Source organism: Mycobacterium sp. MAA66, assembly GCF_041261665.1.
Classification (GTDB): Bacteria; Actinomycetota; Actinomycetes; order Mycobacteriales; family Mycobacteriaceae; genus Mycobacterium.
Map to the genome: position 1 here is coordinate 228117 of NZ_JBGCCC010000008.1, position 17162 is coordinate 245278.

Below are 17162 nucleotides of genomic sequence, written 5' to 3' on the forward strand. Positions count from 1 at the left end.
GGCGGTGGTCAGCGCTGCCGAATGATGACGCCGCGCAGCAGCGTGTCGCGTACGTGGATCTGTGCGTCCCACGTTCCGAGTTCGTGCAGGATGTTCTCGGGGATCCAGCCGACGCTGATGACGCAGCGGGCGAGCATCTCATTGGACGGGCTGTCGATCTCGATCTCGCCGGCCCTGATACCTTCGGACAGCAGGGATTTCATCTGACGGACCCGGGTGGTGAACAGCCAGCCGGGGTCGGACGTGTTCGGCGGGGACTGTCGCATCCAGGCCAACTGGATGCGGAACTCGTCACCGAAGTATGCCAGCGCGTTCGTGTTGATCCAGCTGAGCCCGTCGATCTTCTCCACCGAGGTCGATTCGGAGGCAAGGACATTGGTCCAGCCCAACGCGACCTTCTCGCCGAACGCCTGCATGATCGACATCAGCAGCTCTTCCTTCGACCCGATCAGCCGGTAGACCGTTCCGGTGCCCAGCCCTGCCGCCGCCGCGATATCGCGAACCGTGGTGCCCTCGTAGCCGCGGCGGCCGAACTCGGTGCGCGCCACCGATCGGATGAACGTCGTCTTGTCGTCTGCCTCGGCGACAGACCGGGCCTCAGCAGCCCAGGATCGAACCAGCTGGTCTGCTGCGACAAATGCCGGTGAGCGATCCAGTTTCTTGTCCGAAAGCGGCTTGCCGGCCACGCCCTCCAGCAGGATCCGACACAGCAGGGTGGCAACCCGTTCTGTTTTTGCGTTGTGCCGCACCACATCCAGCCCCACCTGGAGCATGGTCTGGCAGACCCGGTCGGCAAGGACCGCGAGGTCGACGTCATCCCGCAGATAGCCGCTCCACCGCGCAGTGCGCAAGGTCTGTTGCATGGCATCGAGGATGGCGGTCGGTCGCTGAGCTGCCAGCGCCACCAATTCCGGCTTGGCACTTGGACCTTCATAGAACGACATCTGCAATGCCGCGCGATGCGCCACCGCGCAGGAGGCGATTGCGGTACCCAACGTGGCAATGCGGTCGAAGGGGGGCCGCGAATCCGGGGCGTCGAGTCCGTCGATGGCGCGTTGGGCGATCCGGTCCAAATCGCGGTGGTAGCGGCGCAGCAACTCGACGAGGATCGCTTCTTTGGATTCGAAATGGTGGTAGAGGCTGCCCGGCAGGATTCCGGCCGCCGTCGCGATGTCCTGAAGCGAGGTGCGTAGCCCAGAGGTCGCGATGAGTGCCGCTGCGGTTTGCAGAATTTCGGTGCGGCGAGTGCCATCGTCATATGAGTGGCCCGCATCGGCCGTCACGTCAGGACGCCCCACACCACACCTCCCATGACCGCCAGCTGGGGTTAGACGCTACCAGCGCAGGGCATTCCACCGGCGCAAGGCCACTCAACCCGATATGCCCAATCGCTCGCAGACGCCGAACACCTCCTCGTAGATCGATCCGGGCACGGAGAACGGTTCGAGTGCCGATATCTCAGACAAGTGGGCGGCGATGTCGTCGGCGGTGGGTTCTCGACCGGGGGCCGCGAGCCAGCCCTGGGCCAGGCCGGTGAATACCCGCGCGAACCGGCCTCCGCATGCCGAGTAGTTCTGGTGACTCATTTCGCACGTGCGGCTGGCCAGATACACCACCATCGGGGTCACCAATTCCGGGCGGATGGCTCGGAAGAAGTCGGACTCGTCGAGAGCCCCGGGGTTGGCGAGTGTTTCGGTGACCATGCGCGAAACTCCGAATGGCAGCACGGTGTTGGAGCGGATCCCGTACGGTTCCCCTTCCAGTGCGATGACGTTGGACAGACCGATCAGCCCGGACTTGGCAGCCGCGTAATGCGCCTCGAGATGCTGCCCGAATGCGCCGGCTGACGATGAGATGAACACGAATCGGCCGTAGCCCTGCTGCTTCATCACCCGAAATGCGGGCTGGCTGACAAAGAATCCACCGTCGAGATGGATGCTGAGCATCCGCCGCCACTGCTCGGTGGTGAGTTCGTCGAACGCGGTGCTGGTGAAGATGCCGGCGTTGTTCACCACCGCATCGAGCCGGCCGAATCGGTCCACGGTTGCGTGCACGATCGCTTCGCCGCCCTCAGGGCTGTCCACCGAGTCGGTTGAGGCCAGGGCCGCTCCGCCGGCCGTGACAATCTCGGCTACCACTGACTGGGCGACGCTTACGTCGGTGCCTTCACCGTGCATCGACCCGCCGACATCGTTGACCACCACGGCGGCGCCGCGTCGGGCGAACTCCAATGCGTAGTGTCGGCCGAGCCCGCGTCCGGCGCCGGTGACGATGACGACCTGGTCGGTGAAGTCGATCATCGGCAGCTCCTGGTCGCCATGTCGTGGTGGTTGACGCTCGTTGCTGGTGACCATACGGTGGAACAGATATTTGGTCAATGAGTTGAGTGGCAGTGGGCAGGAGTGCGAGGGCCTGTGGATGACCGGTGAAAACTGTGATGGCCCAACGGTAGTCGACGCCTGTCGTGACCTTGAGTTGCTCGCCTCGGCACTGGCGGGCCGCCACGTCGGTGTTGCTGGGACGGCACCGGGCGAGCCGGTATGGACTGACGGCACCACCGTGCACGTGGATCTCACCGCGCCTTACGACCGACAGCTCGAATGTCTTGCGGTGCAGACGGCATTGTTGGCCGCGGGCTCGCTGAACCCGGATGTCATCCGTCGGCTGGCCCGGCGCCCCAATCTGACCCGCAGGTATCTGGCGGTAGAGGGTCGGCGGGCGCTGGCGTCGAATGCGCAACTGCTGCCGTCGGCTCTACGTGGGTTCGCCGACAGCCTGGACGTGCTGACCGTTTCGCCGGAGGACTCGTTGGCACTGGTGAGCGGCAGTCGATCGGTGCCCGATCCGCCTCCGAGTTTCGGTGTTATCCGGGTTCAGTCGTTGCTGCGGCATGCCGTGCAATCCGGTCCGGTGCCGGGGCTGCGTGCACACGGCACCTCTGGTGAGCGCGGCAATGATGAATTCTATTGTGAAACAACCGATACCGACAGTGATCCGTTCTCCAGCCCGGTGGGCGCCGGCGGCGCGCTGGGTAAGCTGCTGGGCCGGCTGACCAGTCGGGTTCGCCGGCTCGGCGCCGGTGGCCCGTCCGGCGGCGAGGCCGTCATGGGGCATGGCGCGGGTACCGCGGGCGCGTCGCGGTCGGTGGTGGTGGGCGCGTCCAGGCAGCCGGCCACGGGCGGTGGCTCCCCGGGGGTGGGAGCCCTGATCTATCCCGAGTGGGACCTACGGCGTCGGGCCTATCGGGCCGACTGGTGCACGGTGATCGAGAACGAGCCCGGTCGGGTAGGCAGTTCGGCCGTGGGGCTGCCACCCACTTTGCCGCTACGCCGAGCGTTGATCCGGCTGGCTGTCGGTCTGCAGCGGTGCGGACGTCAACGTCAAGGTGACGACATCGACATCGATGCGGCGGTAGAGGCGCGGGTGCAGTCGCTGGCCGGCAGCGCCTCTGATGACGAGGTGTATCTGGACTTCCTGCGGCGCAAGCGTGAGCTGTCGGTCATGTTGCTGTTGGACATCTCGGGGTCGGCGAAGGAGATCGGGCACGGTGGCCGCACAGTGCATGAGCATCAACGTGCGACGGCCGGGCTCTTGGCGGCCACACTGTATGAGCTGGGGGATCGGGTTGCGCTGTATGGGTTTTGCTCGCAGGGACGCTCGGCGGTGTACCTGACGCCGGTGAAGCGTTTCGACGAGGTGATGGGCGGCGGGGTGCTGGCCAAGTTGGACGGACTGGTGCCGGGCGGATACTCCAGGCTGGGCGCCGCCATCCGGCACGGGGCCGCGGTGTTGAAACAATCGTCCGGCAACGGGCGGCAACTGTTGGTGGTGCTCACCGATGGACTGGCGTACGACCACGGATACGAGCGTGAGCACGGTGCGGCCGACGCCAGCCGTGCATTGGTCGAGGCGCGCCATGCTGGGGTGGGATGCCTGTGTCTGACCGTCGGTGCCGCAACGGAGGTGGCCGAATTGCGTCGGGTGTTCGGCACCACCGCGCACGCTGCAGTGTCCTCGGCGACGGAGCTGGGCGGGGTTGTCGGCCCGTTGTTCCGGTCGGCGCTGCAATCTGCGGAACTCCGGAGCCGAAAGTCGCCCGGCGCGAACAAATTCCGCGCGACTCCGGCAAATGGGGTCTTGAACCTAATATCTGTTCCGAGCTAACATGTCCTCGATGAACACGCAGCGTCCGTACTACGTGCCGGTCGGGACCGAGGAGGTCGTCTTCAAGGCTGCGTATCGCCAGGGCTTGTCGATCCTCTTGAAGGGTCCCACCGGCTGCGGCAAGACCAGGTTCGTGGAGGCCATGGCGCATGAGCTGGGTCGCCCGCTGATCACGGTGGCCTGCCATGACGATCTGACGACGGCGGACCTGGTCGGGCGCTTTCTGTTGCGCGGCGGGGAAACCGAGTGGGTCGACGGGCCGCTGACTCGCGCGGTCCGTGAGGGTGCGATCTGCTACCTGGACGAGGTGGTCGAAGCGCGCCAGGACACCACCGTCGTACTTCATCCGCTGGCTGACCACCGCCGGAAATTGCCGATCGAACGCCTGGGCGTCACCCTGGATGCGGCGCCTGGATTCGGCCTGGTGGTGTCCTACAACCCCGGCTATCAGAGCGTGCTCAAGGACCTCAAGGACTCTACCCGTCAGCGCATGGTTGCCATCGAATTCGATTATCCGGCAATGGAAATCGAACAGCAGATCGTTGCAATCGAGGCCGGTGTGACGTCGGCGCAGGCTGCTGAGCTGGTGCAGTTCGGCCAGGTGCTGCGCCGCTTGGAGAACAGTGGACTGCGGGAAGTGGCGTCGACCCGGGTGCTGATCACGGCCGGTCGGCTCATGGTCGAGGGGCTGGGGGCAAGGGATGCCGCGCGGGTGGCGATCGCCGGCCCGCTGACCGACGACCCGTCCGTGACCCGCGGGCTGCACACCATGATCGATACCTATCTGGCCAATGGGCGGGCGGGAAATGATTGACCGCACCCACCGCCGTCGTTAGTGTCGGAACAAAAGTTAGGTTAGTCGCCGCGTCGCGCAACCTGCGGAGGTGCAATGTCCTACGAAAGCAGTGCTGAGCCGATAAAGATCGGATACCTGATGGATTTCCGGTTGCCGGAGAACTATCCGCAGGAGCTGCGTGATGACCTGACCCGCCCGTTTGATCTGGTGTTCAAAAGGGCAACGGAACAGGGGTTGATCGACCGGCCGATCGAGATCATCTACCGCGAAGTCGAGGGCCTGCCGAAAGGGTCGGTGAAGGCCGTCATCGACGCCTATCGGGAACTGTGCGACCAGGGGTGTCTGGCCGTCATCGGCCCGCATATCACCGACAACGCGGTGCCCACGGCAGAAACGATCGATGAGCGATTCCGGGTGCCCGCGCTGTCGGTCACCGGTTCGGACGAACCGCTGGGCGAGTGGTTCTTCTCGTTCCCGCAGGGGTCGATGACGGACGAACCGATCTTCTGGGCAGATCTGCTGGCCAAGGGTGGGCATACCGAGGTCGGCGTCATCAAGGAGTGCTCGCTGGTCGGTGAGAGCTACGCGAAGAGTTTCCGAGAAGCGTGCAAGCGCAAAGGGATTCGGATCGCTGCGGAGGTCTCCGTGGCCCAGACTGCACAGGATGTCGGCGCGGCGGTGCAGTCGCTGCATGACGCCAAGGTCGATGCGCTGGTGCACTGTGGATTCGGGTTCGGGATCGTCTTCGTCAACCCCGTGCTCGAAGCCATGGGATGGGACCCGCCGCGCTTCTGCGGCACCGCATTCCAGAACGCCTGGATCAACCCCGTCATGTGGAATGCCTTCATGGGTTGGGTGGGGGTCGACCAATACGACGAGGCCAACCGAGTTGGTCAGGACTTTCTCGACGACTACCAGTCCGAATACGGTCGGCGTCCGGAATGGTGTGTGGCCGTGGTGAATCGGGACATCGCGGCGACCCTGGTCCGGGCGCTCGCCGATGCGCACCCGTTGAGCCCTCGCGGTCTCAAGGAGGCCCTGGAACGGGTCAAGATGCTGCCGGCGGCATCGGGTGCTCCCGGGACCCGGGTGTCGTTCGGTAATTGGATCCGTCGCGGCTGGATGGGTGCGGGTTATCTGGTGGCCCGAAAGTTGGATCCAGATGGGGTCAACTCTCACCTTGTCGATCGATTCGGGGAGGCGTGAGCTGATGGCCGTCACTGAAACCGGCAGCCGCACAACAAAGAAGCCGCCCGTCGCGGCGATCTGCTGGACGGTGGTGGCCCTGGCGTTGGTGGGTTTGATCGCCTACCACGCGCGCCGTGGCGCGGTGTCGCCACGTATTCGCAACCCCGAGGTGACCGGTGCACCGCGGCCGGTCGAGTTCCTGTTCGGGTTCACGCACTGGATCGACCTGTGGCAGATCTTCACCATTTTCTCCGTGCCGGCCCTGATCATCGTCTGCGTCGTCGCCTGGCGCCGAAATCCTGGCAGCCCCATCGTGATGATGGCGATCGTCACCACCGCGATCGTGTGGCAGGACCCCTTTATGAACTGGTCGCCGTATGCGGTCTACAACCCCGAGTTGTGGCACTGGCCCGAAGACTGGCCGTGGGTGTCGTTGTCGCCCACCGTCGAACCGTTCGTGGTGATCGGCTATGTCATGTTCCAGTTCGGTCCATACTTCCCGGCGGTGTGGATTCTGCGCAAGCTGCAGGCGCGTCGATCACCCGATGCGTTCGTCACGCGCCATCCGTTGGTCTGCCTGGCCGCGTTGATCTTCGTGATCGGGTTCTTGTTCGACATGGTGCTCGAACTCACGCTGGTCCGTACCGGCCTGTACATCTACTCGCAGGTGATCCCGTTCGGGTCGATCTTCGTCGGCAGTACCTTCCAGTTCCCGCTGATCTGGGAATCGGTGATGGTGACGTTCGTGATGATTCCGGCGGGTCTGCTGGTCTACCGGGACGACACCGGTCGGACAGTGGCCGAAAAGCTCGCGCGAAGAGCCCGACTGTTCACCAACCGTCCCCGACTCGGCACGTTCATCGTGATGTTCGTGATCGTGAATCTCGCCTATTTCTGTTACGGAGCGGGCTACACGCTGATCAAGATGTCCGGGGCTGCCACCTCGGTGGCGTGTCCGTGGCCATATCCCGAGGCGAAAATCTATGATCCGCAGGGCTATTACGAACAGAATGGGCAGCAGGGCCCGTATTCGGTCGGCATCATGTCGACGTTCATGACCGGCCAACCCGATGGCCGCCCGAACGTCTCGCTAGCCGCTGATGGTGGACGCTGTGGACACTGAGCCTCGCAGTGTGGTGATCACCGGGGCATCCCGCGGATTGGGCTTCGCGTCCGCGAAGCATCTGTACCAGCGTGGCTGGAAAGTGGTGGCGGCCATGCGATCACCGGAATCCGGGATGGACAGGCTACGGGTCGCCGCCGGAGCCGGCGACGACGCGCGGTTGGTCGGGGTGCAACTGGATCTGCAGGACTCCGACTCGATAGCGGCGGCGGCCAAGGACATCGAGAGCGCCGTCGGTGCACCGAACGCGTTGGTCCACAACGCCGGAATCTCAGCGGCCGGTATGGTCGAGGAGACTCCAATAGACCTGTGGCACAAGATGTTCGCCACGCATGTGTTCGGACCGGTCGAATTGACCAAGGCTCTGCTGCCCGCAATGCGGGCCGCCGGGAGGGGCAGGATCGTGCTGACCTCCAGTGCCGGTGGGGTACGCGGCATGCCGACCACAGCCGCATATTCCGCCGCGAAGGGCGCCCTGGAACGCTGGGGTGAGGCGATGGCCGGTGAGGTCGCGCCGTTCGGCATCGGTATCACGATCCTGGTCACCGGCACCTTCGATACCGACATCATCACCGATGCCGGCACCATCGATCTCCGCGACTTCGATGGGCCCTACGGCCGGCACCACAAGGCGATCGACCAACGCGGTCGGCTGGCCATGAAGATGGCGCGCTCACCCGAGTTGTTCGCCCGGTCCCTGGCGCAGGCGTTGGAATCCGATAAGGCCTTCGCCAAGGTACCGATCGGACCTGATGCCCGAATGCTGTTGCATACCAACCGGTTGATGCCATCGGCGGGCATGCATCAATTCATTCGGTCGGCCATGGGGTTGCCGCGCCGCGGCGCGCTGCGATCCAGGAGGGGAAACGATGCCTGAGGCCTATGAACCGAGGATGATGATCGACGGCAAGCTCGTCGACGGCGAAAGCGGCACCTTCGTCAACATCAATCCCGCCACCGAAGAACCCATCGGCGAGGTCGCCGACGCGTCGGTAGCCGACATGCACCAGGCCATCGCCGCCGCTCGCCGGGCCTTCGACGAGACCGCGTGGTCCACTGATCACCAGTTCCGCAAGCGCTGCCTGCTACAGCTGCAGGATGCCATCGAATCCGAAAAGGAAGCGCTGCGTGAGGAACTGATTGCAGAGGCGGGGTGCCCACGCGCCATCACCTATGGACCACAGCTCGACGCGCCGCTGTCCGACGGGCTACGGCATCCGGCGGAGCTGATCGACACCTATACCTGGGACACCGACTTGGGCGAGGCTTTCGTCGCGCTTACCGGCATGCAGACCACGCGGCGAGTCTGGCGCGAACCGGTCGGGGTGGTGGGCGCGATCGTGCCCTGGAACTTCCCGTTCGAGGTCACCATCCACAAACTCGGGCAGGCCCTGGGCGCCGGCAATACGGTGGTCCTCAAACCGGCCCCGGACACCCCGTTCAACGCCACCCGGTTGGGTCGGCTGATCGTCGAAAAGACCGACATTCCAGCTGGTGTCGTCAGCATCGTGACGGCTTCCGATCACTTTGTCGGTGAGGAACTCACGCTCTCACCCATGGTCGATCTGATCTCGTTCACCGGATCGACCGCCGTGGGCCGGCGGATCATGGAGAAGGGTGCCGCCACCATGAAGCGGCTGTTCTTAGAACTGGGCGGCAAGTCGGCCACCATTGTTCTCGACGACGCCGATTTCGGGTCGGCGTGCCTGATCGGCATAGCGCCCTGCATGCACGCCGGGCAGGGCTGCGCGAACCCGACCCGGATGTTGCTGCCACGGTCTCGCTACGACGAGGGCGTGGCGATCCTGAAGGGTATCTACGACAACGTCGCACCGGGTGATCCGCAGGACGGCGGAACCCTGTGTGGGCCGGTTATTTCCGCCAGACAGCGCGATCGGGTGCGCAGCTATATCCAGCAGGGCATCGACGAGGGCGCCACCCTGCTCGCCGGCGGCCTCGACGTACCGGCCGGCCTCGAACGTGGATTCTTCGTCCGGCCAACACTGTTCGTCGACGTCGACAATTCGATGACCATCGCCCAGGAGGAAATCTTCGGTCCGGTGCTGGCGGTCATACCGTACGACGATGAGGATGATGCCGTCCGGCTCGCCAATGACAGCCCGTACGGCCTGGCCGGCAACGTCATGGCGGGCACCCTGGATCGGGCACTGGCAGTGGCAAAGCGGTTGCGCGCCGGTTTCATCGGGCTCAACGGTGCCACGGGATATGGCGCCGACGTCCCGTTCGGCGGTTATAAAGCCAGCGGTGTGGGCCGTCAGAACGGCACCGCTGGATTCGACCAGTACACCGAGATCAAGTCCGTCGCGTATCCGGCCTGAACCCGCATAGGAGCAGTCATGCAATTGTTTGATGACCTCGCCGATTTCGGCGCATTCGACGACGTGGTGTCGGGCAATGTCCGCGACCCCTATACCGAATTGTCCCGGCTGCGTAGGGAAGAGCCGATCCAGCGCATCGACATGTCGGTGATGCCGGGTGAGGAGGGCAAGCCGGTGTTCATCGTGTACCGCCACGAGGACATCATCGAAATGCTGCGGGACAACGACACCTACTCCTCGGCAATCGTCATCCAGGCGTTCGGCGATGTGCTCGGCCACCAGGTCATGCTGGGCATGGACGAACCGCAGCACGGCCGACATCGGGCGCTGGTATCGAAGGCGTTCTCCCAGAAGGCATTGGCCCACTGGGAAGATGAGCTGATCAGCAAGGTGGGTAGTGAGTTGATCGACCAATTCGCCGCGCGCGGATCGGCCGATCTGGTGAAGGATTTCACCTTCATCTACCCCGCTCGGATCATTTCGCGGCTACTCGGCCTGCCGCAGGAGGACTTTCCTCAATTCCAACGCTGGTCCATTTCGCTGCTGAGCTTCACCATCAATCCCAAGCGGGGTAAGCAGGCTTCCGAAGCGCTCAAGCAGTATTTTGCGCCGATCCTGGCGGCGCGCCGCGCCGAACCTCAGGACGACCTGATCAGCAGTCTGGCGATCGCGGAGATCGACGGTGAGCGACTGTCCGACGAGGAGATCTACTCCTTCTTGCGGTTGCTGCTGCCGGCCGGTATCGAGACCACTTACCGCTCGTTGAGCAGCATGTTGTTCGGCCTGTTCACCTATCCCGAGCAGTTGGCGGCGATCCGCGCCGACCGCTCGCTGATCCCACAGGCCATCGAGGAGTCGGTGCGTTGGGAGGCGCCACTTCTGACTATCACCAGGCAGACCACCCGGGACACTGTGCTCGGTGGGGTAGCCATCCCGGCAGGCTGCTCGGTGATGCCGATGCTGGGTGCGGCCAACCGTCAGGACGAGCGTTACCCCGATCCGAATGCGTTCGACATATTCCGGGAGGCCCGAACCCCGATTTCCTGGGGCCATGGCGTCCACGTCTGTCTCGGAATGCATTTGGCTCGGCTGGAGATGCGGACGGCGGTGAATCTGCTGTTGGACCGGTTGCCCAATCTGCGCCTCGATCCGTCGGCCGGCGATATCTATGTTCGCGGGCAGGTGTTCCGGTCGCCGGCGTCGTTGCCGGTGCTGTTCGATGCGGTGGGGGAATGACGTTGAGCGAGTTCGAGCCCGTCGACTTCTTCACCGACCCGGCGCTGATTCCGGACCCTTATCCGTACTTCGATCATCTGCGCGGCCAGTGCCCGGTGCTTCCCGGTGGTCCGGGTGGGGTCATCTCGGTGACAGGGCACGCCGAAGCTCTTGCAGCGTACAAGGATCCGGCGTTGTCTTCGGCCAACGCGGTGGTCGGCCCGTTCGCGCCGTTGCCGTTTACCGCCGAAGGCGACGACATCAGTGCCTTGCTTGCCGAGCACCGGGCGCAGATCCCGATGAGCGAGCACGTCGTCACCATGGATGCGCCCGAACATGGGCGAACCCGCGGGCTGCTGAACCGCCTCCTGACGCCCAAAAGACTCAGTGAGAACGAGGATTTCATGTGGCGCCTGGCTGATCGCCAACTCGACGAGTTCGTCGCCAAAGGCCGGTGCGAATTCATGGAGGCCTACGCCAAGCCGTTCTCCATGTTGGTGATCGCGGACCTGCTGGGGGTTCCTGCAGAGGACCACACGGCATTTCGTGCGGTGCTGGCAGATCAGCATGTTGGGGCTCTTGACGACGAACTGGCGCACAACCCGCTCATGTGGCTCGACGACAAGTTCCGCACTTACATCACCGACCGCCGGAATGCGCCGCGCGACGACGTGCTCACCGAACTGGCACTGGCCAAATACGAAGACGGCTCGATCCCGGACGTCGAGCTTGTGGTCAAACTTGCGACCTTCGTCTTCGCGGCGGGGCAGGAGACCACCACCAAACTGCTCAGCGCAGCGATGCGGGTGATCGGCGAACGCCCCGACCTGCAAGCCGCCCTGCGCGCGGACCGCAAGCTGATCCCGTCGTTCCTGGAGGAGACGCTCAGGCTGGAAAGCCCTGTGAAGAGCCATTTCCGATTGGCGGCCCGAACGACCGCGATCGGTGAGTGTCCGGTGCCTGCCGGCTCGACTGTGATGCTGATTCCTGGAGCCAGCAACCGCGATCCGCGGAAGTTCGAGAACCCCAACGCGTTTCGGGTAGATCGTCCGAATGTTCGCGAGCATGTGGCGTTCGGACGTGGTGCGCATTCCTGTCCGGGTGCGCCGCTGGCACGCACCGAGGGCCGGATCTCGATGAACCGCATCCTGGACCGGATGGCCGACATCCGAATCGCCGAGTCGGAGCACGGTCCAGCCGATGCGCGACGTTACGACTACGAACCGACCTTCGTGATGCGTGGACTGACCGCGCTGCACATCGAGTTCGCAGCGGAGTGACCGGCATGGGCGCGGTCATCATGCTCGGCACATTGTTCGGACTGATCGTCGTGATCTGCGGATTGGTCTGGCGCTTCGATCCGGAAGCGCGCGACCGGTGAACACCGGGTTGTCCCCGTTATTGGTGTGCGCGGTCGCCTTCGGCTGGCTCGGCGGCCTGTCCTTTGCGGTGGCCGGGGTGTACCTCACCGTGCGTCAGCGACGGCTGCATCCCCTTCTGCTGCTGTGTATTTCGGCGATCTCGTTCTCCTGGATCGAGGCGCCCTACGACTGGGCGATGTACGCCCAGTTCCCGCCCGCGCTGCCTCGGATGCCGTCGTGGTGGCCGTTGAACATGACCTGGGGTGGACTGCCGTCGTCGGTACCGGTTGGCTACATGTCGTACTTCGTGTTGCCCGCGGTGGTCGGCGCCGGACTGGGGCGGTGGCTGAGTACGCGGTTGGGCTGGCGGCGTCCGTTCGCCCTGTTGTCGTCCGGATTGGTCGTCGGCTTCTGCTGGGCGTTGTTCTTCAACGCCTTCATCGGTGCCCGCGTCGGCGTCTTCCACTATGGCTACGTCATTCTCGGCCTCGGTTTGTCCGAGGGCACGACGCATCAATACCCGATCTACGATGCCCTGGCGATGGGTGTGCAGATGATGGTCTTCACCTACCTGTTGGGACGGACGGACGATCGTGGACGCAATGTCATCGAGATGTGGGCCGACAAGTACTCGACGTCGCGTGCGCAATCGGTCGCGCTGTCGATCGCCGCGGCGATCGTGATCGGAAACCTCTTGTACGGGGCCGTTTTTACGCCGCATCTGGTCACCAAGCTGGGCGGTTGGGTGACTGCTGGGCCGGCCGAGCAGCTGTACCCAGGGGTGCCGAACCAGCCTCGCTGATCGCTCGGATCGAGGTCCGCATAGGCTCGACGACGTGAGAGCGATGGCGCAGCGCACCTGGAAGGCCGGTGAGCCGCTGACACTGGTCGAGCTACCCACGCCGCAGCCCGGTAAAGGGGAGGTGCTGGTGCGCGTCCAGGCGATCGGGGTGAACCCGGTGGACTGGAAGATGCGTACGTCCGGTCCCTTACGGCTGGCCGCCCGGCTTCTCGGACCCAAGCCGCCGGTGGTGGTCGGCGTCGACTTTGCCGGTGTGGTCGAGGCCGTCGGGGCCGACGTGACCCGCGCGGCACCCGGCGATCGCGTGGTGGGCGGCACCGATTTCTCTCGCGGGCAACGGGGTTCGTATGCAGAGGCCGTGCTGGTGCGTGAAGACCAGCTGTGTCGCCTCCCGGACGCGGTGGACATCACAGTGGCCGGTGCGTTGCCGATCACCGGTGTGACTGCCTGGCGGGCAGTGGTGGAACTGGGCCGAATAGAGATGGTGCTGCCGAAGCAGCGACGGGTGTTGATCTTGGGCGCATCCGGCGGTGTCGGCCAACTTGCGACCCAGATTGCCAAGCGCAAGGGGGCATTCGTCGTCGGCGTCTGTTCGGGGCGCAACACTGAGATGGTCCGCGCCCTCGGTGCCGACGTCGTGCTCGACTACAACCAGGGCGATGTGATGGAACAGGCGCGGCTGCACGGCCCGTTTCAGGTTGTCATCGACTGTGCGGGCGGTTATTCGGGTGCTGGTGCTCGAAGTCTGTTGGGGCCCTGCGGGCGTCATGTCATCGTCGCCGGCGACGAGCCGTCCGCCATGGTGCAGACCGTGATCGCGCCGCGACGCTCGAAGTCGATTCTGGGTCGGCCCACCGGCGCATTGCTCGAGCCCCTGGTGGCCGCCGTCGCCGATGGCTCGCTGAGGGTGTCGATCGCCCAGACACTGCCGTTGACCAGTGCGGAGGAGGCCCACCGGCTGAGTCAGAGCGGCCGGATGACCGGCAAGCTGGTGCTGCTGCCCTGAGCGGGCCTCAGTCGCCCTGGCTGACTCGTCGCCGATACCCCGACGGTGATTCGCCGTTGAATTGCGTGAAGCACCGGGTGAATGCGCTCAGGCTCTCGAACCCGACTGCCGTTGCGGTGGCCTGTACCGACTGCCCGGGTTCGGCCAGCAACGCCATGGCGCGCAGCATTCGGGCGTTGAGAAGGTAAGTGCGCCAAGACAACCCGATGTGCTCCTGGAACAGACGACGGAGCGTGCGCTCGGACACCGACACTGCGCGGCTGACGTCCTCGGCCGTCGCGGAGTTCAGATGCGCTTTGGTGTACGCCATCGCGTCCGTCACGATCGGATGCTCAGAGGTCGGAAGGCTCAGCGGCGCTTCATGATCGAGTGCCTCGACCACGAGGTGGGCGAGGGTGCGGAAGAAGCCGTCGGACACTCGCTCGTCTTCGGCGGAGCCGCGGCCTCGGTCGATGGGCCATCGCAGGGCATAGATCATCATTTCGCGGATCAACGGTGATACCGCGATGATGCGGGCCCGGTCTCCGCGATCAGGAATCAGGGTCGGGTCGAACATCACCGCGACGGTCTTGACATCCGGATTCATCACTGCCTGGTGCTGAAGTCCCGCGGGGATCCAGGCAGCCTGTTGTGGTGGCAGCAGATAGTGCGCGGCATCGGTCTCGACCTCGACCAGGCCGTGCAGTGCATACTCGATCTGGTGGACCTCGTGGCTGTGCCAGCCGGTGATCAGCCCTTCGCCCTCGTAGAGATAGCTTCCGGCCAACGCCCGGCCGCCACGGCGCAGCTCGATAACCGGTCGGTCCACCAGTTTGGCCGATTTGGGCAAATCTCTGTCCGAAAGTGCAGAGACGGTCATGTCATCAGACGGTACTACTGAGGCATGAACACCGACGACCTGATCCTGGTGAGCATCGACGACCATGTCGTCGAACCGCCCGACATGTTCTTGAACCACGTGCCGGACAAGTACAAGCCCGAGGCGCCGATCGTCGTCACCGATGACAAGGGCGTCGATCAGTGGATGTACCAGGGGCGGCCCCAGGGCGTGAGTGGACTCAACGCTGTGGTGTCCTGGCCCGCGGAGGAGTGGGGCCGCGATCCGGCCGGCTTCGCCGAGATGCGCCCCGGTGTGTACGACGTGCACGAGCGCGTCCGCGACATGAACCGCAACGGCATTCTGGCCTCGATGTGTTTTCCGACGTTCACCGGATTCTCCGCCCGGCACCTCAACATGCATCGCGAGGAAGCGACGTTGGTGATGGTGTCGGCCTACAACGATTGGCACATCGATGAGTGGGCCGGATCGTATCTGGACCGCTTCATCCCGATCGCCATCCTGCCGACCTGGAATCCCGAGGCGATGTGCCGGGAGGTCCGCCGGGTGGCGGCCAAAGGTTGCCGCGCGGTCACCATGCCCGAGCTGCCGCACCTGGAGGGCCTGCCGAGCTATCACGACGACGAGTATTGGGGTCCGGTCTTTCGTACCTTGTCTGAGGAGAACGTGGTGATGTGTCTGCACATCGGCACCGGCTTCGGGGCGATCAGCATGGCGCCCAATGCGCCGATCGACAACATGATCATCTTGGCCACGCAGGTCTCGGCGATGTGCGCGCAGGACCTGTTGTGGGGCCCGGCGATGCGCAACTACCCGGACCTGAAGTTCGCCTTCTCCGAGGGGGGAATCGGTTGGATCCCTTTCTATTTGGACCGCAGCGACCGGCACTACACAAACCAAAAGTGGCTGCGCCGCGACTTCGGTGACAAGCTGCCGTCCGATGTGTTCCGCGAGCACTCGCTGGCTTGTTACGTGACCGACAAGACCTCGCTGAGGCTGCGTCACGAGATCGGCATCGACATCATCGCGTGGGAGTGCGACTACCCGCATTCCGACTGCTTCTGGCCCGACGCGCCCGAGCAGGTGCTGGCCGAGCTGAACGCGGCCGGCGCCAGCGATCCCGACATCAACAAGATCACCTGGGAGAACGCTTGCAGCTTCTTCGGCTGGGATCCATTCGCCCGGACGCCGCGTGCGGAGGCCAACGTTAAGGCGTTGCGCGCCAAGGGTGCTGATGTCGATGTGTCGATCCGTCCGCGGGCCGAGTGGGCGCGACTGTACGAAAAGAAGCAGCCGAGCCGTACCTGACCGGTCAACCGTTAAGGTCGGCGGAATGACTTCGCCGATGGACGAGATGGCCGGGCTGCTCGCGGAGCGGCCGGGTCGCGTCATCGTCGGACTGGCTGGACCGCCCGGCGTCGGCAAATCCACCTTGGCGCAGCGGATCGTCGACGAATTCAACGACGCCCGAGCCGACATCGCCGCATTGATGCCGATGGACGGCTTCCATCTGTCCAACGCGCAATTGGCCCGACTCGGGCGAAAGAGTCGGAAAGGCGCGCCCGACACCTTCGACGCCGCCGGCTATCTCGTCGCGCTGGTCCGGGTGCGGGAGGCCTACGGAGCCGCGGATATATATGTGCCGCAATTCAATCGAGCCCTGGAAGAACCGGTTGCCGCCGGTTTGGTGGTGCCGGCGGGTGCCCGGTTGGTGGTCACCGAAGGCAACTACCTGGCGCTGTCGTCGGACGGCTTCGCCGGTACGCGGGATCTGATCGACAAGCTGTACTACCTGACGTGTCCCGAATCCGAGCGGCGTAAGCGATTGATCGCTCGCCACATCGCTGGTGGCCGCAGCCTGATCGCGGCGGAGCACTGGGTGCTTTCGGTAGACGAGTCGAACGCCGTATTGGTCGCAGCCACCGAGGGGAGATGCGACCGGACCTTGACCGCTGACGACTGCGAGTGGTCGTGAACATCGCCCTCGACGAAAACTTTGGTCACTGCAGTCACATTCAACGGTTTCTTGTCGGTGATTCGAACTAGTGTTCGAGTATGGCAACTGATCGCAGCACCATCCTCACCGCGTATGCGGCGCTGGAGGAGTTGCATGCGAAGGTCGCCTCGTTTGATTACACCGGCTTGAGCGTGGCCGAGTTGTTGGAGTTGCAGTCCCGCCGGGAGGTGCTGGCCCGCTGCGCCCCGGTCGTGGATCATGCGCTGCTGGCGGCGCTGCAGGCGCAGGCCACGGCCCAGGAGATCGGGGCGAAGAACTGGGCTGAGGTGCTGGCCATCCGGTTGCGGATCAGCAGTGCCGAGGCCCGGCGCCG

Annotated in this window: 15 protein-coding genes and 1 pseudogene; 13 read left to right on the top strand and 3 right to left on the bottom strand. The window is 64.4% G+C overall.

From position 1 onward, the window contains the following. Positions 1 to 8: 8 nt before the first annotated feature. Together ABIA30_RS21280 and ABIA30_RS21285 are read right to left on the bottom strand one after the other, a co-directional pair. The gene (locus ABIA30_RS21280) at positions 9 to 1298 is read right to left on the bottom strand and encodes a TetR/AcrR family transcriptional regulator (RefSeq protein ID WP_370069016.1); all 1290 of its coding nucleotides are present in this window, start codon (positions 1296 to 1298) and stop codon (positions 9 to 11) included. A 72-nt stretch (positions 1299 to 1370) separates the two neighbouring features. Next, positions 1371 to 2300 carry an SDR family NAD(P)-dependent oxidoreductase gene (locus ABIA30_RS21285; protein WP_370069018.1) on the bottom strand — a complete coding sequence of 310 codons (930 nt, stop codon included), beginning with the start codon at positions 2298 to 2300 and terminating at the stop codon, positions 1371 to 1373. Between the two features lie 118 nt (positions 2301 to 2418). Between ABIA30_RS21285 and ABIA30_RS21290 the strand changes: the two genes are divergently transcribed. The 10 genes from ABIA30_RS21290 to ABIA30_RS21335 all read left to right on the top strand — a co-directional run bounded on the left by ABIA30_RS21290 (position 2419) and on the right by ABIA30_RS21335 (position 13994). Next, positions 2419 to 4164, top strand: coding sequence for a nitric oxide reductase activation protein NorD (locus tag ABIA30_RS21290; protein WP_370069020.1), 1746 nt, complete (start codon positions 2419 to 2421; stop codon positions 4162 to 4164). A gap of 1 nt (position 4165) precedes the next feature. Continuing rightward, positions 4166 to 4978: a CbbQ/NirQ/NorQ/GpvN family protein gene (locus ABIA30_RS21295; RefSeq protein ID WP_370069022.1), complete on the top strand. Its 813-nt coding sequence runs from the start codon at positions 4166 to 4168 to the stop codon at positions 4976 to 4978. A 75-nt stretch (positions 4979 to 5053) separates the two neighbouring features. Continuing rightward, positions 5054 to 6166, top strand: a complete 1113-nt coding sequence (locus ABIA30_RS21300; RefSeq protein ID WP_370069024.1) for an ABC transporter substrate-binding protein — start codon at positions 5054 to 5056, stop codon at positions 6164 to 6166. A gap of 4 nt (positions 6167 to 6170) precedes the next feature. After that, the gene (locus tag ABIA30_RS21305; protein ID WP_370069025.1) at positions 6171 to 7271 is read left to right on the top strand and encodes a spirocyclase AveC family protein; all 1101 of its coding nucleotides are present in this window, start codon (positions 6171 to 6173) and stop codon (positions 7269 to 7271) included. Further along, complete coding sequence (locus ABIA30_RS21310; RefSeq protein ID WP_370069026.1) at positions 7249 to 8148, top strand: SDR family oxidoreductase; 900 nt, start codon at positions 7249 to 7251, stop codon at positions 8146 to 8148. The genes ABIA30_RS21305 and ABIA30_RS21310 overlap by 23 nt, the downstream gene beginning before the upstream one ends. 16 nt (positions 8149 to 8164) lie before the next feature. Beyond that, positions 8165 to 9610: an aldehyde dehydrogenase family protein gene (locus ABIA30_RS21315; RefSeq protein WP_370069076.1), complete on the top strand. Its 1446-nt coding sequence runs from the start codon at positions 8165 to 8167 to the stop codon at positions 9608 to 9610. 18 nt (positions 9611 to 9628) lie between these two features. Continuing rightward, positions 9629 to 10846 (top strand): cytochrome P450, encoded by a 1218-nt coding sequence (locus tag ABIA30_RS21320; protein ID WP_370069027.1) that lies wholly within the window; start codon positions 9629 to 9631, stop codon positions 10844 to 10846. A 2-nt stretch (positions 10847 to 10848) separates the two neighbouring features. Further along, a complete protein-coding gene (locus ABIA30_RS21325) occupies positions 10849 to 12105 on the top strand; it encodes a cytochrome P450 (protein ID WP_370069078.1) in 1257 nt (418 codons plus the stop codon). 121 nt (positions 12106 to 12226) lie between these two features. Then, complete coding sequence (locus tag ABIA30_RS21330; RefSeq protein ID WP_370069080.1) at positions 12227 to 12988, top strand: spirocyclase AveC family protein; 762 nt, start codon at positions 12227 to 12229, stop codon at positions 12986 to 12988. 43 nt (positions 12989 to 13031) lie between these two features. Beyond that, positions 13032 to 13994 carry an NAD(P)-dependent alcohol dehydrogenase gene (locus ABIA30_RS21335; protein WP_370069082.1) on the top strand — a complete coding sequence of 321 codons (963 nt, stop codon included), beginning with the start codon at positions 13032 to 13034 and terminating at the stop codon, positions 13992 to 13994. A gap of 7 nt (positions 13995 to 14001) precedes the next feature. Here the strand turns inward: ABIA30_RS21335 and ABIA30_RS21340 are convergent, their stop codons facing one another. Beyond that, on the bottom strand, positions 14002 to 14853 hold the full coding sequence (locus ABIA30_RS21340; protein WP_370069028.1) for a helix-turn-helix transcriptional regulator: 852 nt from the start codon (positions 14851 to 14853) through the stop codon (positions 14002 to 14004). A gap of 24 nt (positions 14854 to 14877) precedes the next feature. Here ABIA30_RS21340 and ABIA30_RS21345 point away from each other — a divergent pair, with 24 nt between their 5' ends. The 3 genes and pseudogenes from ABIA30_RS21345 to ABIA30_RS21355 all read left to right on the top strand — a co-directional run. Further along, positions 14878 to 16140: an amidohydrolase family protein gene (locus ABIA30_RS21345; RefSeq protein ID WP_370069030.1), complete on the top strand. Its 1263-nt coding sequence runs from the start codon at positions 14878 to 14880 to the stop codon at positions 16138 to 16140. Positions 16141 to 16165: 25 nt separating this feature from the next. Continuing rightward, the gene (locus ABIA30_RS21350; protein WP_370069032.1) at positions 16166 to 16807 is read left to right on the top strand and encodes a nucleoside/nucleotide kinase family protein; all 642 of its coding nucleotides are present in this window, start codon (positions 16166 to 16168) and stop codon (positions 16805 to 16807) included. A gap of 80 nt (positions 16808 to 16887) precedes the next feature. After that, positions 16888 to 17162, top strand: a pseudogene (locus ABIA30_RS21355) (HNH endonuclease); the annotation flags it as partial.

Excerpts from the sequence above, each read along its gene's own strand:
- ABIA30_RS21285 (WP_370069018.1), bottom strand. The coding sequence starts at position 2,300 with ATGATCGACTTCACCGACCAGGTCGTCATCGTCACCGGCGCCGGACGC.
- ABIA30_RS21345 (WP_370069030.1), top strand. The coding sequence starts at position 14,878 with ATGAACACCGACGACCTGATCCTGGTGAGCATCGACGACCATGTCGTC.
- ABIA30_RS21350 (WP_370069032.1), top strand. The coding sequence starts at position 16,166 with ATGACTTCGCCGATGGACGAGATGGCCGGGCTGCTCGCGGAGCGGCCG.
- ABIA30_RS21295 (WP_370069022.1), top strand. The coding sequence starts at position 4,166 with ATGTCCTCGATGAACACGCAGCGTCCGTACTACGTGCCGGTCGGGACC.
- ABIA30_RS21310 (WP_370069026.1), top strand. The coding sequence starts at position 7,249 with ATGGTGGACGCTGTGGACACTGAGCCTCGCAGTGTGGTGATCACCGGG.
- ABIA30_RS21300 (WP_370069024.1), top strand. The coding sequence starts at position 5,054 with ATGTCCTACGAAAGCAGTGCTGAGCCGATAAAGATCGGATACCTGATG.
- ABIA30_RS21290 (WP_370069020.1), top strand. The coding sequence starts at position 2,419 with ATGACCGGTGAAAACTGTGATGGCCCAACGGTAGTCGACGCCTGTCGT.
- ABIA30_RS21320 (WP_370069027.1), top strand. The coding sequence starts at position 9,629 with ATGCAATTGTTTGATGACCTCGCCGATTTCGGCGCATTCGACGACGTG.
- ABIA30_RS21335 (WP_370069082.1), top strand. The coding sequence starts at position 13,032 with ATGGCGCAGCGCACCTGGAAGGCCGGTGAGCCGCTGACACTGGTCGAG.
- ABIA30_RS21315 (WP_370069076.1), top strand. The coding sequence starts at position 8,165 with ATGATGATCGACGGCAAGCTCGTCGACGGCGAAAGCGGCACCTTCGTC.
- ABIA30_RS21305 (WP_370069025.1), top strand. The coding sequence starts at position 6,171 with ATGGCCGTCACTGAAACCGGCAGCCGCACAACAAAGAAGCCGCCCGTC.
- ABIA30_RS21340 (WP_370069028.1), bottom strand. The coding sequence starts at position 14,853 with ATGACCGTCTCTGCACTTTCGGACAGAGATTTGCCCAAATCGGCCAAA.